Source organism: Tistrella arctica (assembly GCF_039630945.1).
GTDB classification, from domain to species: Bacteria; Pseudomonadota; Alphaproteobacteria; order Tistrellales; family Tistrellaceae; genus Tistrella; species Tistrella bauzanensis.
This window is the reverse complement of sequence record NZ_JBBKTV010000023.1, coordinates 1-14,522: the sequence shown is the minus strand read 5'-3', so window position 1 is coordinate 14,522 and position 14,522 is coordinate 1. Positions and strand designations below refer to the sequence as shown.

12 protein-coding genes, 1 tRNA gene and 1 rRNA gene are annotated in these 14,522 nt (G+C 66.6%); 5 read left to right on the top strand and 9 right to left on the bottom strand.

All coding sequences use genetic code 11. The features are described 5' to 3' along the window. Positions 1-9: 9 nt before the first annotated feature. A complete protein-coding gene (locus WG924_RS27465) occupies positions 10-492 on the top strand; it encodes a DUF1579 domain-containing protein (RefSeq protein WP_345936233.1) in 483 nt (160 codons plus the stop codon). Here WG924_RS27465 and WG924_RS27460 read toward each other — a convergent pair. Further along, positions 474-1,727: an MFS transporter gene (locus WG924_RS27460; RefSeq protein WP_345936232.1), complete on the bottom strand. Its 1,254-nt coding sequence runs from the start codon at positions 1,725-1,727 to the stop codon at positions 474-476. The two genes, WG924_RS27465 and WG924_RS27460, sit on opposite strands and share 19 nt — an antisense overlap. A 194-nt stretch (positions 1,728-1,921) precedes the next feature. On the opposite strand from WG924_RS27460, the gene WG924_RS27455 reads away from it, so the two are divergent. Beyond that, positions 1,922-2,383, top strand: a complete 462-nt coding sequence (locus WG924_RS27455; protein WP_345936231.1) for a VOC family protein — start codon at positions 1,922-1,924, stop codon at positions 2,381-2,383. 32 nt (positions 2,384-2,415) lie between these two features. Here WG924_RS27455 and WG924_RS27450 read toward each other — a convergent pair whose 3' ends face one another. From WG924_RS27450 to WG924_RS27435, 4 genes are all read right to left on the bottom strand, one after another. Beyond that, positions 2,416-3,435, bottom strand: coding sequence for an NADP-dependent oxidoreductase (locus WG924_RS27450; protein ID WP_345936230.1), 1,020 nt, complete (start codon positions 3,433-3,435; stop codon positions 2,416-2,418). A 154-nt stretch (positions 3,436-3,589) separates the two neighbouring features. Further along, positions 3,590-5,389, bottom strand: a complete 1,800-nt coding sequence (locus WG924_RS27445) for an NAD(P)/FAD-dependent oxidoreductase (RefSeq protein WP_345936229.1) — start codon at positions 5,387-5,389, stop codon at positions 3,590-3,592. 257 nt (positions 5,390-5,646) lie between these two features. Next, positions 5,647-7,491: a sigma-54-dependent Fis family transcriptional regulator gene (locus WG924_RS27440; RefSeq protein WP_345936228.1), complete on the bottom strand. Its 1,845-nt coding sequence runs from the start codon at positions 7,489-7,491 to the stop codon at positions 5,647-5,649. Positions 7,492-7,630: 139 nt separating this feature from the next. Then, the gene (locus WG924_RS27435) at positions 7,631-8,821 is read right to left on the bottom strand and encodes an MFS transporter (RefSeq protein WP_345936227.1); all 1,191 of its coding nucleotides are present in this window, start codon (positions 8,819-8,821) and stop codon (positions 7,631-7,633) included. 127 nt (positions 8,822-8,948) lie between these two features. On the opposite strand from WG924_RS27435, the gene WG924_RS27430 reads away from it, so the two are divergent. After that, positions 8,949-9,539 (top strand): TetR/AcrR family transcriptional regulator, encoded by a 591-nt coding sequence (locus tag WG924_RS27430; RefSeq protein ID WP_345936226.1) that lies wholly within the window; start codon positions 8,949-8,951, stop codon positions 9,537-9,539. Between the two features lie 15 nt (positions 9,540-9,554). On the opposite strand, the gene WG924_RS27425 is transcribed toward WG924_RS27430, so the two are convergent. Beyond that, positions 9,555-9,869: an alkylphosphonate utilization protein gene (locus WG924_RS27425; protein ID WP_345936225.1), complete on the bottom strand. Its 315-nt coding sequence runs from the start codon at positions 9,867-9,869 to the stop codon at positions 9,555-9,557. Positions 9,870-10,038: 169 nt separating this feature from the next. Next, complete coding sequence (locus WG924_RS27420; protein WP_345936224.1) at positions 10,039-10,980, bottom strand: AraC family transcriptional regulator; 942 nt, start codon at positions 10,978-10,980, stop codon at positions 10,039-10,041. A gap of 382 nt (positions 10,981-11,362) precedes the next feature. Here WG924_RS27420 and WG924_RS27415 point away from each other — a divergent pair, with 382 nt between their 5' ends. Beyond that, positions 11,363-11,815 carry a (2Fe-2S)-binding protein gene (locus WG924_RS27415; RefSeq protein WP_345936223.1) on the top strand — a complete coding sequence of 151 codons (453 nt, stop codon included), beginning with the start codon at positions 11,363-11,365 and terminating at the stop codon, positions 11,813-11,815. Positions 11,816-11,818: 3 nt separating this feature from the next. Continuing rightward, positions 11,819-14,038: a xanthine dehydrogenase family protein molybdopterin-binding subunit gene (locus tag WG924_RS27410; RefSeq protein ID WP_345936222.1), complete on the top strand. Its 2,220-nt coding sequence runs from the start codon at positions 11,819-11,821 to the stop codon at positions 14,036-14,038. A gap of 216 nt (positions 14,039-14,254) precedes the next feature. On the opposite strand, the gene WG924_RS27405 is transcribed toward WG924_RS27410, so the two are convergent. Together WG924_RS27405 and rrf are read right to left on the bottom strand one after the other, a co-directional pair. Further along, positions 14,255-14,331: transfer RNA gene (locus WG924_RS27405), tRNA-Met, on the bottom strand. A gap of 74 nt (positions 14,332-14,405) precedes the next feature. After that, positions 14,406-14,520, bottom strand: a 5S ribosomal RNA gene (rrf, locus tag WG924_RS27400). Between the last annotated feature and the right edge of the window lie 2 nt (positions 14,521-14,522).

Below are 14,522 nucleotides of genomic sequence, written 5' to 3'. Positions count from 1 at the left end.
GGATACCCCATGCACACCGAACCCGGAACCGGCCATCTGTGGCTGCAGCGCCTGATCGGAAGCTGGCAGTTCACCGCCGACTGCTCGATGGGACCGGACAAGCCGCGCGAAACCTTCAATGGCAGCGAGACCGTCCGGTCACTGGGCGGATTGTGGATCATCGGCGAAGGCCAGGGCGAGATGCCAGGCGGCGGCATCGGCCATACCATCCTGACCCTTGGCTTCGACCCCGCCACCGGCCGCTATCCCGGCACCTGGATCGGATCGATGATGAGCCATCTGTGGCTCTATGACGGCAGTATGGATGCCGATGGCAAGGTGCTGACCCTGGCGGCCCAGGGGCCGAGCTTCGCGGGCGATGGCAGCATGGCGCGCTATCAGGACGTCATCACCCTGGCCGGCGATGACGAACGCATCCTCACCTCACGCGTCCAGATGCCCGATGGCAACTGGCAGGAATTCATGACCGCCACCTATCGCCGCACCGCCTGAGCGGCGGGCATGTCGGCCGGCGCCGGTGACGGCAGGCAGACGATCGCCGCCGCCACCAGATTGACCGCGACGCTGGCCAGGATCGGCACCAGATAGCTGTGGCTGATGTCGAAGACATAGCCGGCGGCCGTGGGGCCGATCAGGGTGCCCAGGGCGACGCTGGTATACAGAATGCCGATCAGCCCGCTGACATTGCGGCTGCCGAAACTGTCCATCACCACCGCCGGCAGAACCGCCACCCAGCCGCCATAGAACACGCCATAGAGCAGCGCGAACACCGCCAGCGACACGATACCGCCCGCCACAGCCCACACCATCTGGGCCGCCGCCATGCCGATGAACATCGCGATCAGCGCCCGGCGCCGGCCGATCCGGTCGGCGAGGCCGCCCAGGAAGAACCGCCCCGCCGTGCTGCCGACACCGATCGCGCCCAGCAGCAGAACCGCCATCGACGGCTGCACCCCATGATCGATCGCATAGGGCACCAGATGCACGAAGGGCACGAAGACGCCGAAGGCGCAGATCAGCCCGGCCGCATACAGGATGATGAAGCGCCGCGACCGGATGGCCACGGCCACAGGGATGCCGGGCACGGGGTCGCCCATCGCCGCCGCCTGCGGCGGATCGCCATCGGGGCCGAGGCCACGGTCGCGCGGATCGTTTTCGATCAGCAAGGCCATGGCGCCGCCGATCACCACCACCAGCGCGCCCATCGCCAGATAGGCGTCGCGCCAGCCCAGCGCCGCGATCAGCACCGCGGCCAGCGGCGGCATCACCAGCGTGCCCACACCAATTCCGCTGACGGCGATGCCCGAGGCGAAGCCACGCCTGCGGCTGAACCAGCGCTGCACGGCGCCCACCGCCGGCACATAGGAACAGCCGACCCCCAGCCCCACCCCCAATCCATAGGCCAGATAGACCTCGGTCAAGCTCCGGGCGAGACCGGCCATCGCCAGCCCGGCGCCGGTCAGCACCATGCCCGCCAGCACCAGACGCCGCGAGCCGAAGCGATCGGCCAGCGGGCCGGTGATCACGCCCAGGCCGAAATAGAGGAAACCGGCCAGCGAAAACACCAGCGAGACCGACCCGCGCGAGGCGGCGAAATCGGTCTGCATGGCCTCGACGAAGGCACTGAAGCTATAGGCGGCGCCGAACCCCATGAAGGTTGCGGCGAAGGCGCCGGCAACCACGAACCAGCCGTGGAAGGGGCGACGGGGGGAAGCTTGTTGCGTCATCTCGGTCCATCGGGAGCAGGCGGCATCGAGAGTTGGGGGACGGGTCGGGACGGTTCCCGCCAAAGGAGCCGTTCCAGGCCGATGCGCCATCGCCCAGCATTCCACGGAACCGACTGCGATGCCATCGGACAGATGTCATGGCACGGGATCATCCCCGCCGGCTATCCGCCAGCGGTCAGCACAGGAACAGAGCGATGAGCGATACTGCCACCATACCCATGGCCCCGCTGACCGGGGTCATCGCCTATCTCAATCTGGAGGGGGCCAGCGACGCCTCGGCCTTCTATCAGCGCGCCTTCGGGGCCCGCGAGGTTTTCCGGATGCCGGCCGAGGATGGCGACCGGCTGTTGCACTGCCATGTCGAGATCAATGGCGGGCCGTTGATGTTCAGCGACTGTTTCCCGGAAATGGGCGTGGCGCGGCAGGCCTCCGACAGCCACACCCTGCATCTGGTGGTCGATGATATCGATGCCTGGTGGCGGCGGGCGGTGGATGCCGGCTGCGAGATCACCATGCCGCTGGCCGTGCAATTCTGGGGCGATCGCTTCGGCAAGCTGCGCGACCCGTTCGGCGTGAACTGGTCGCTCAGCGCCCCCGACTCGGCGGACGATACCGGCTCGGCGGACGATACCGGCTCAGCCGGTGATGCCGGCTGAACCGGGCGTCCCGTCATCCGGGCGCTACGCCCTCAGGCAAGCCTGACCAGTTGTTTGCCGAAATTGCCGCCCGACATCATCCGCACGAAGGCTTCAGGCATACGCTCGAAGCCTTCGAGCACGTCTTCCCTGAAGGTGATCTGGCCGGCCCTGTGCCAGGCGGCGATGCGCGCCATCGCCGCCTGGCGCAGATGCCACCAGTCGAACACCACCAGCCCGTGAATCGAGGCGCGGGTGACGATCATCCGCGCGCTGGCGCGCAGGCCGATATCCTGTTCCGGCGGCTGGTCGACCACGGCGATACGGCCGCAGATCACCACCCGGGCGTGGGTGGCCAGTTGCGCCATGGCCGCGTCGTGGATCGGCCCGCCGGTGTTGTCGAAGAACACGTTCACGCCATCCGGGCAGGCGGCCCGGATATCGGCGCCGAGATCGGTACTGGTGCGGTAGTTGATCCCGGCCTCATAGCCGATCGACCGGCACCAGTCGAGCTTGTCCCGCGAACTGGCGATCGCCACCGGCCGCGCGCCGCACAGTTTCGCGATCTGCCCGACCATCTGCCCCACGGCCCCCGATGCCGCCGAGACGAGCACGGTATCACCAGGCTTCGGCCGCGCCAGTTCCAGCAGCCCGACATAGGCCGTCAGCCCCGGCATGCCCAGCCACGACAAGGCCGCCTGCGGCGGTGCCAGACCGGCATCGACCTTGTTCGCCCGCGCGGCCCCCGGCAGATCGGGGCTCAGCACGGCGTATTCCTGCCAGCCGAAGGCCATGCTCTCGACCAGATCGCCCACCGCCCAGCCGGGATGATTGGACGCGATCACCGTGCCGACGCCGCCGCCCTGCATCACCCCACCCACGGCGACGCCCTGGGTGTAGTTGCCCGCGGCACTGATCCGCCCGCGCATATAGGGGTCGAGCGACAGCCACAGCGTCCGCACCAGAATCTGCCCCGGCCCCGGTTCCGGCATCGGTGTCTCGACCATCCGCCAGGTGTCGGTTGTGGCCGGGCCCGTCGGGTGGGCCGCCAGCAGCCATTGCCGGTTCGTCATCGCCTGATCCTCCCCTTGTCTGTCGCGGCCTGATCGGCCGCCTGTTCATGCCGGTATCTTGTACCGCGCGGGATGATCGGATGTCACCGGCATGCGATGGCGCCCGCCCGGCCGAAGCCGCGCGGGCGCCATAATACGTCATTCCGGTCAACCGTCAGCGCAGGTGATGCACCTCCTGAAGCCCATAGACCGGCGTCGGGATGCCTTCCATCCGCGCCTTCAACTGCAGCGCCAGATACTGCGAATAATGGCGCGACTGGTGCAGGTTGCCGCCATGGAACCACAGCGCTTCCTGCTGGGTCGGCTTCCACATATTGCGCTGCTCGCCTTCCCAGGGCCCCGGATCCTTGGGCGTGTCAGATCCCAGACCCCAGCATTTGCCCACCTTGTCCGCCACCTCCTGGCTGATCAGGTCGGCCGCCCAGCCGTTCATCGATCCATAGCCGGTGGCATAGACGATCAGGTCGGCGGGCAGCATGGTGCCGTCCTCCAGCACCACCCCGTCTTCCACGATCTCCTTCACCTGCCCCGCCTTCAGCTTGATCTTGCCATCGATGATCAACTGGCTGGCGCCGACATCGATGTAATAGCCCGATCCGCGGCGCAGATATTTCATGAACAGCCCCGAGCCGTCGGCGCCGAAATCGAGCTGGAACCCGGCTTTTTCCAGGCCGGCATAGAAATCGGCATCGACCTCGCGCATCTGGTCGTAAAGCGGGATCTGGAATTCGTGCATGATCCGGTATGGCAGCGAGGCGAAGATGAAATCGGCCTTCTGCGTGGTCACGCCGGCAACCACCGCCTCTTCCGAATACAGCGCCCCCAGCCCGATCTTCATCAGCGTGTCAGACCGCACGATATGGGTGGTGGAGCGCTGAACCATGGTGACGTCGACATCGTTCTCCCACAGCGCCGCGCAGATATCATGGGCGGAATTGTTCGACCCGATGACCACCGCCCGCTTGCCCCGCCAGGCATCGGGGCCGGGATGTTTCGATGAATGGTGCTGATCGCCCTTGAACCGGTCCATACCCGGAAAATCGGGCAGATTGGCCTTTGCCGACATGCCGGTTGCCAGCACCAGTTGCTTCGGCTTCAGGGTAACGGGCACGCCGTCGCGCTCTACCTCGACGGTCCATTCCCCCATTGCCTCGTCATAGCGCGCCGAGGTGCAGGTGGTGCTCGACCAATAGTTCAACTCCATGATCTTGGTATACATTTCCAGCCAGTCGCCGATCTTGTCCTTGGGCGCGAAAACCGGCCAGTTAGGCGGGAACGGCAGATAGGGCAGATGGTCGTACCAGACCGGATCATGCAGGCAGAGCGACTTGTAGCGGTTGCGCCAGCTATCGCCGGCGCGGGCGTTCTTCTCGATGATGATCGCCGGCACGCCCATGTTGCGCAGCCGTGCCCCCAGCGCGATACCACCCTGGCCGCCGCCGATGATCACCACATAGGGCTGGGTGGCATAACCCAGTTCGGCAGCCTCTTTCGCGCGCTCCTCCGACCACGACAGCCGGCCCTTGGCGGCACCGTGTTTGGCGCCCAGCGGCCGTTCACGGCCAAGCGGCTCCTCATGACCCTTCAATTCGGTCATCGCGGTCAGCAGGGTCCAGATCAGCCCGTCCTTCAGCCGGATCAGGCCATAGCCGCGTGCCACAGCGGTTTCGAAGCTGATCCAGGCGGTGGTGACGCCGCCCTCCTCGGTCGCGGTCTCGCCCTCGGCCACCCGCCAGTCTCCCGGATGGACCGTCCCAAGCTGGGCCGTCAGCATGTCACGGATCTGATCGCGGCCTTCCATGGTCCGGATGTTCCAGGTGAACGTCACCAGATCGCGCCAGTAGCAGTCGGTCTGAAACAGCGATACCGCGCGATCGATGTCACCGGAAGACAGCGCGCCATCCAGCGCGCCCAGAACTTTGACGACCTCGGCATTGACTGTCATGTCGAGCATATCTGCACCTCCCATGGGCTTTTATTCTTGGAGTGAGGCAAGTATGACCATGGATACCGCGCCCCGCGAGCCCGATTCAGCACGGGGTCCGGCCGCTGCCGAATTCGCCCCGCCGGGCTGTGTCGCGAACTGTGGCGTGCCACGATCGACGCCACAGGTCGCGACATCGGGCGGCGCGCGACATCGGGCGGCGCGTGACATCGGGCGGCACGTGACATCGGGCGGCACGTGACATCGGGCGGCGCGTGACATCGGGCTCAGGCCGGTGACGGTGTTCCCGGCCGGTGAATGCCCAGCCGCTCCATCCGCCGATGCACGGTGGTGCGATCCACCCCCAGCCGTCGGGCGGCCCGTGCCACATTCCACCCGCAGATCCGCAAGGTGGTCTCCAGCTCGTCCGCCGCCTCGGGCATGGTCCGGGCATCCGCCGCCACCGGGTCCGCCACCGGCAGCACCGGCGGCGGCAGGTCTTCAAGGTCGATCACCGCGCCGTCGGTCATCGCCAGCGCCACATCCAGGGTGTTGATCAACTCGCGGATATTGCCCGGCCATGGCCGCTGCTTCAGCTCCATGCGGGCCGCGGCACTCAGCCGGTAGTGATGCGGATAGGTGATCGCGCGCTGGCGCAGCATCCGGTCGATCAGCCAGTCGATATCCTGGCGGGCGCGCAAGGGCGGCAGGGTCAGCGACGCCCCGGCGAGCCGGAAGAACAGATCCCGCCGGAACCGCCCGCCCGACACCATCGCCTCGGGATCGGCGCTGGTCGCCGAGATGATCCGCAACCGCAGCCGCACCGGCTGCCGGCCGGCGCCGACCGCCACGCCGTCATCGGTCAGCATCCGGACCAGCCGCGCCTGTGCTGCCTCCGACAGATCGGCGATTTCATCCAGATACAGCGTGCCGCCCTGGGCGGCCCTGACCGCCTCCTCGTCGATCGCGGCACAGTCGACCGCCACGAACGGGCCGCTGCCCGGTCGGCTGTCATGGATGGCGCGCGCCAGGCTCTGCTTGCCGGCGCCGGTCTCGCCGCGGATCAGCACCGGCATGGTGCCGGCCGCCAGCCTTGCCGCGGTCTTCTCGACCGCGCGCATCACGGCATCGTCACCACTCAGTGCCGATAATGGTTTGGGCAGTGTGGTGCGGGCGGCGATCAGCGCCGTGGCGCTGCGCTGGGGCATGATCGCGTGGGCGAACATCGCGCGGCCGTCGCGCAGCCGCACCACCCGGTCCTGCGCCGGCCGTGCCCGGGTCAGTGTCGGCAGGTCATCGATCGACAGATCGAAAAAGCGCTGCAATTTCTGGCCGATCAGCGTGTCCGGCCGCTGCCACAGCGTGCCGCCGGCCTGGGCCAGCACCCGGGCGGCGGCATGGGTCATGCCGATCACGCAGCCGGCGCTGTCCAGCGCGATCGCCGCCTCCGGATCCACTTCCAGGAATTCCGGCAGGGTCGAGAACCGCAGCACCCATTCCAGCCGGTTCATCGCCATCAGATTGGCCAGTTCGATCCGCCGCGCCGAGGTCTTGACCAGTTGCAGGGCCAGACTCTGGCTCACCTTCGGTTGCGGCGAGCGCAGCAGCGAGATGTCGAGCACCGCCGCCAGCGCGCCGGTGGTGCTGAAGATCGGCGCGGCGGTGCAGCTCAGCGGCGTATGGGTCAGATCGAAATGGTCGGTCTGGTGAATGGTCACCGCCTCGCCGGTGGCGATACAGGCGCCGACGCCACAGGTGCCGGCCAGGTTTTCCGACCAGTCCGATCCCAGATACAGCCCCGCCTGCCGCAGATCGCGTTCAAAGGCGGGATCGCCGAAGAAATCGACCGTCACCCCCTGGGCGTCGGCCAGCAGCAGGACATAGCTCTGCCCCGCCACCTGCCGGAACAGCGCCTCAAGGCCGCTGCGCGCGATCGCGATCAGCCGTTCCGATTGCTCGCGATGCTCGCGCAGTTTGGTGTCCGGCACGATATAGGCCGGATTGGGCCGGGCCGGATCCAGTCCGTGATCGGTGACGCAGCGCCGCCAGGATTGCAGCACCACCGCATCGCGCAGCGAGGCATCGCCGCCCAGCACCCGGTCGATCTCGTCGATATGGTCATGCGCCGACATGGCCGCTTCCTCCCCAGGAACGGTGCCTGCCTTGGCAGTCGGGCCGGTGCCGACGTGTTCGTCGTGCGCCGGTCTCCGGGGTCATCATCGCGCAAGGCGTACGCGCGCGCCAGCCATCAGGCCGCATTTCCCTCTGTCGTCAGCGCCCCTGCCGGCAGACGAGGATCAGGCTCGTCCCCGCCAGCAGCATGACCACCGCCCCATAGACAGTCGCGGTGACGACCAGACCCGCCTGCCCCGCCAGCAGGCCCGCCAGAACCGCCGGAACGCAGAAGGACAGATAGCATTCGACATAGAAGGCCGACAGCAGGCCCGCGCGTTCGTCGGCCGCCGCCATCGGCATGATCGTGCGCAGCGCCCCCAGAAAGCCGGCGCCAAAGCCATAGCCGGCGATCACCGTGCCCAGCAGCAACAGCGGGATGGCGGCCAGATTGATCCCCGCCAGGAACAGGCCGGTGCCCAGCGTCAGGCCGGTGGTGCCGATGATCAGGATGCGCCGGGCGGGCCGATTGCGCAGCGACAGGATCGCCAGCCCGCCACAACTGGTCAGCCCGGCGACCACCAGCCCGCCGATCAGATGCGACCGGCTGCCGGTGGCGCTCTGGATCAGCGACGGCACCAGCGACAGATAGAGCCCGCCCACCGCCCACACCGCAACCGCCACCGGCGTCACGCGCAGCAGTGCCGCGCGCACATGCGCCGGCACCGCGATCCGTGGCCGCAGCGACGCCATCAGGCCCGGTTTGCCGCCGGCCGTTTCGGGGGTCAGCCAGATCAGCGGCATCTGCCCTGCGAACAGCACCACCAGCACCACGAACACCAGATGCAGTGGCAGGGGCGCATAGCTGACCAGAATGGCGGTGCCCAGCGCCCCCGTCGCCATGCCGGCCATGGGGGCGATACTGTTGATCAGCGCGCCCCTGGCCGGGCTGCCGTCGATCAGCGCCGCGCCCAGCGCACTGGCCGCAAGCCCCGTGGCCACGCCCTGCAACAGCCGCGCCGCGATCAGCAGCCCGGCGCTGCCGGCATCCAGGAACAGTGCCATCGCCATCAGCTCCAGCGCCAGCGCCCCCAGCACCACCGGCCGTCGGCCCAGATGGTCCGACAGGCTGCCCGCCACCAGCAGGGTGATCAGCAAGGCCAGCGCATAGACGCCGAAAATCACCGTCACCGTCACCGGTGGCAGCGCGAAGTCCTGCTGATACAGGCGATAAAGCGGGGTTGGCGCCGCCGATGCGGCAAGGAAGGTGCCAAGCGTCAGCGCCCGGCTGGCGGTGGCGACATCGCCCCGGACGGCACGCGGCAGACGGCTGATGATGCCGGAAGACATGGCGGGCGACCCTTAATGCAAATTTTTTGCGTTAAGCCGGTTTACCGTGTTTCCGCTCGACACTAAAGCTGTTTTTTTGCATCAGTGCCGGCATGTCGATGTCGATCTGCGGATGGAGGACAGCGTGATGATGGCGAAGGACGGCCTTCGTCCGGGCGGGCGCAGTGCGCGGGTCCAGGCCTCGGTTCACCAGGCGGTGCGCCGGTTGACCGCCCGACTGGGCCGGGCCGGGGTCACCATCCCGATGATCGCCGCCGAGGCCGGCGTCACGCCGTCGACCATCTATCGGCGCTGGGGCGATCTGGCGGGCCTGCTCGCCGATGTGGCGGTTGCGCGGATGCAGCCGGAAACCTTGCCGGTCGATACCGGCGGGCTGGTGACCGATCTCGATCTGTGGTTCGAGCAATATGCCGAGGAAATGTCATCAGGGCCCGGCCGCGACATGCTGAAGGACATCCTGGCGGCCGCCCCCGAGCCCGACCGCATGGCGCGCTGCTGCGGCTATACCACCACCCAGCTCGACCACATCCTCGATCGCGCCGCGGCACGGGGCGAAGCGGCGCCCGCCGCCGCCGCGCTGATCGATGATGTGGTCGCGCCGATCCTCTACCGGATCCTGTTCGGCGGCGGCCCGGTCGATGCCGCGTTCTGCAGCGCCCGCATCCGCCTCGCCCTCGCCAGGCATGGCCAGCCAGAGCGGCAGCATCAAACGCCATAATCCCCTTGGCGCATCTCAGCGCTTGCGCACGAATTCCGTGCGCAGAACCAGGCCCTTGACCGCCTCATGCCGGCAGTCGATCTCGTCGTCATTCGCGGTCAGGCGGATCGACTTGATCACCGTGCCCTGTTTCAGGGTCTGGTTTGTGCCCTTCACCTTCAGATCCTTGATCAGGGTCACCGCGTCCCCATCGGCCAGCGCATTGCCCGCCGCGTCATACACCACCCGCGGGCCGGCATCGGCAGCGGCCGTCACCTCCGAGGCCGGCCGCCACTCGCCGCTGGCCTCGTCATAAACATACTCGTCCTGCGCGTCGTCGTGATCGGCCATGACTAAGGGTCTCCGGTCCTGTGTGGGGGGAAGGCGAAAGGCAAGCGGCGGGGGCCTCCTGCCCCGCCGCTTATAGCAGATGCCGGGCGCGGGCGCTGTATGGCGGCGTGCGGCCACGCGCGCACGCGCCTCTATGGGCGCATAGGCGCAGGCCCGCACCCATGCGACGTCAAGCGCTGGTGCCGCTGACACGGACTGAGGAAGGCGAACCGCTCTTATACTGTCTCGGCGTACATCCCATGACCCGCTTGAATGCCGTGCTGAAGGCACTTTCCGACTCGTATCCGAGCGAGAGCGCGACGGCGGAGACCGAGGCATTGGTGGTCTCGAACCTGTCGCCGGCGAGCGTCATGCGCCAGCGCGACAGGTAGTCCATCGCGGTTTCCCCGACGGTTGCCTTGAACTTCAGCGCGAAGCTGGATCGGGACATGCCAGCGCGCTCGGCGAGGGTCTGCAGGGTCCAGCGATGCGCGGGATCGGCATGAATGGCGGCAATCGCAGCGCCGAGCTGCTTGTCGGCAAGGGCGAAAAACCATCCGACACCGTCGTTCGGCCCGTCCTCGAGATGCAGTCGCAGGGCCTGGATCAACATCATATGGGCAAGATGCTGTGCGATGAGCGAATTGCCTGGACGCTGTTCGCGCAATTCCTGCCGCATACGCTCGACCGACCAGATCACCGCGCTCTGCTCCGACGCTCTGCGGATATGGACGATGGGCGGAAGCATACGCAGCAGGCTGCTCGAATTCCGGCCGCTCACGCCGAACCGGCTGCCGACCAGATAGAAATCGCCGCCGCTGTTGACGGTCACGACGCCGCCAGGGCTGGGCGGCGGAAAAAACTCGCTTGAATCGACAGGGTTCAACGCGATGTCGCTGGCGAGCCTGAAATTCCGGCCGCTCGGCAAGACGAAGCACTCGCCCGCCCGCAGTCTCACGGGTTCGGCGAGATCCTCCACGAGCAGCCAGCATTCACCCGATATCACCGCATAGCACTTCATGCGGTTCTGCTGATTGCAGAACTGGATCGACCAGTCGCCGCCCGCGTCGAAACCGGAGGACACATAGCTGCGCGGCTTGAGCAACGACAGCACGTCTGACAGCGGATCCATCAAGCCTCCCGGACGATCGCGAAGATCATATGGACTTGTCAGCATAGATCGCACGTCCACAACTGTCTATCTTTTGGATGAGCAGCAACATGCAGTTTACCAGAACGTCAGCCTTGCATGAAAATTAGCATAAGACATGTATCGGAACCCGTCGCCTTGCAGTTTTTCTACTGATCATCGCCAGTAGATCTGCTGTCTTTTTGCACTGACTGCCGCCGCCGAGGCACAGGACGTCGGCGGCGGGCAGGCAATCACGCGACACCTATCTCGCCGCGCCGCGCCAGATGACATCGGACACGACCATGGTCGTCAGCCTCCCCACCCTGCGCGCCGTGATCATCACATGTCTCGAAAGCCGGCAGCCCGCCGAGGAGATGCCTTTATGACGACCTTCACGATCAATGGGCGTGCAGTGGACGTGGATGCCGCGCCAGACACGCCACTTCTGTGGGTGATCCGGGAGCATCTGAAGCTAACGGGCACCAAGTTCGGTTGCGGCATCGCGCAGTGCGGGGCCTGCACGGTTCATATCGATGGCGAGCCGACACGCTCCTGCGTGACATGGCTTGAAGACGTGGAAGGCCGGCAAGTGACGACGATCGAAGGTCTGTCGTCGGACGCCAGCCATCCGCTTCAGAAGGCCTGGGTCGCCGAGCAGGTGCCGCAATGCGGCTATTGCCAGTCCGGCCAGATCATGCAGGCGGCGGCGCTTCTCGACAGCACCCCCAACCCCACGCGGGAGCAGATCGTCGAGCACATGGACGGCAACATCTGCCGCTGCGGAACCTATATCCGCATCATCAGCGCCATTCAGCGCGCCGCGCGTGAGGGCTGACACATGACCGGATCGTTCAAGCTTCGCAGCCGCGCGATCTCGCGGCGCAGCTTCCTGATAACGGCGGGAAGCTTCGGCGTCGCGGTCGCATTCGGCGGCCTGACCGGGAATGCCCTGAATGCCGCTATGGCGCGAGCCGCCGAGGGCGGCTACCGCCCGAACGCCTGGGTGACCATCGCGGCCGATGGCATGGTCAGCATCATGTCGCCGGCCGTCGAAATGGGGCAAGGCATCATGACGACCCTGCCGCTTCTCATCGCCGAGGAAATGGATGCCGACTGGGACAGGGTCCGCATCGTCCAGGCGCCATCCGATGCGGAGACCTACGGCAATCCGGGCTTTTACGGCATTCAGCTCACCGGCGGCAGCGAATCCACGCGTGGCTACTATGATGTGCTGCGGCTGATCGGGGCGCAGACCCGCAAAGTGATCCTGGCGAGTGCCGCCGGCATGCTGAACGTTCCGACACGCGCGCTTGCGACGGAACCCGGCAGAGTCGTGCACGCGCCGTCCGGCCGCACGCTCGGCTATGGCGAGATTGCCGCGAACGGGGCGCTCCCCGATCCGCTGCCGCAGGCGACCCGGGCCGATCTGAAGGCGCGCGAAGACTGGCGCTATGTCGGACGGCGCGACATCCCCCGCGTCGACGTGCCGGCAAAGGTCGACGGCACCGCGATCTATGGCATCGATGTGCAGCGTCCCGACATGCTGTATGGCGCGGTGCTGCGAGCGCCCGTCCAGGGTGAACGACCGGAGGTCATCGACGACGCCGTGGCCAGGGCCGTGCCGGGCGTCACCCACATCGTGCCGCTCTCCTATGGTGTCGGCATCATCGGCAAGACGGTCGAGGCGACACGGCGGGCCAAGGATCTGCTCGACGTGACGTGGAGCACGTCCTCGCGGGTCCGCAACTACACGAGCAGCCATCTGCTGGAACACTTTCGCAGCGTGGCGCGTGACGTCTCGCAAACCGGTGTCGAGGCGTTCTCGGCGGGTGACACAGATGCCGCGATCGCGCATGCCACAACGGTCATCGACGCCGACTATATGAGCGATCTCGTCTGCCACGCCACCATGGAGCCGATGAACGCCACGGCGCTGGTGACCGGCGACAGGGTGGAGATCTGGGCGCCGACCCAAGGCCCGACGGGCACCCAGAGATTTGCCGCGGACGTGGTCGGTACCACGCCCGACAAGGTCAAGGTCAATGTGACCCTGCTCGGCGGCGGCTTCGGCCGCAAGGCCGAGGCGGACTTCATTATCGATGCCGTGTCTCTGGCGCGGGAGGTCGAGGGCCGACCGGTCAAGGTGATCTGGAGCCGCGAGGACGATATCCGGCACGATAAATTCCGTCCGCTCGAAGCGCAGCACATTCAGGTCGGGCTCGACGCCGATGGCAACATCACCGGTTGGCGGCATCGTATCGTTGCCGATTCCGTCTTCGCCCGGACCAACGCACAGCTTTTCGCGCAGGCGGGCGGTCACGACGACGTCGTGACCGAGGGGGCGCATGTCAACTACGCCCTCCCCGCTCATCGGATCGACTATATCCGGCAGGACAACGGCCTCGACATCGGCTTCTGGTTCGCGGTCGGGGTTGGCTACACCAGATTCGCGATCGAATGCGTCGTCGACGAGATCGCGGCCGCCAGGGGGATCGATCCCTTGCAGCTCAGGCTGGACCTGCTGCGGAACCAGCCGCGTGCGCGCACCGTCATCGAGACCGTCGGCCGGATGGCGGAATGGGATCGCGCGCGCGACGGTCGCGCGCTCGGCCTCGCCTATTCCGATGCCTTTGGCTCTCATTGTGCGCAGATTGCGGACGTATCGCTCAACCGGGAAACCGGGGTGATCAGGGTGCATAAGGTCTGGGCTGCGGTCGATCCGGGGGTGGCGATCCAGCCACGCCACATTGAAGGCATGATGATCGTCGGCATCACGAACGGAACCGGCCACGCGCTGTTCGAGCAGATCAACATCGTCGATGGCGAGGTGCAGGAAGGAAACTTCGACACCTACAGGGTGATCCGCATGTCCGAAGCGCCGGATATCGAGGTGGCGGTGATCCCGACAAGCGGAAGCCCGGTCGGAGGCATGGGACAGGTCGGCCTGCCGCCGGTCGGGCCGGCGATCGCGAATGCCGTGGCGCGACTCACCGGCGGCGTGCGGCTGCGGCACTATCCGTTCCTGCCGGAGCGGGTGCTGGCGGCGCTCGGCGCGTGATGAAAAGCTGGAAAGACGGAAGCGGCGAGGGGGCCGTGGGCCCCCTCGGACCCCCCTGCCCTTTTGGGTGTGGCGGGGCTGTGGCGATGACGCGCTGTATACGGGCAGCGTGGGGAGCTGTGGTGAGGGATGCCCTCCCCTGCCCCGGAAACGCAGCCCCCGCCCGAAACGCAGAACGCCGCCCCTGGCTTTCACCTGGGGCGGCGTTCTGAAACTTGGTTGCGGGGGCAGGATTTGAACCTGCGACCTTCAGGTTATGAGCCTGACGAGCTACCGGGCTGCTCCACCCCGCGTCGGGTGTGGTGCGTTGGGCAGTGTTTTGAGATGAGATGTCTCGCGCGTGTTGGATGCATTGTGCGGTTTCAAGACCTGGCAGCGACCTACTCTCCCGCGTCTTAAGACGAAGTACCATCGGCGCAGAACGGTTTCACGTCCGAGTTCGGGATGGGATCGGGTGGTTCACGTCCGCCATAGCCACCAGGTC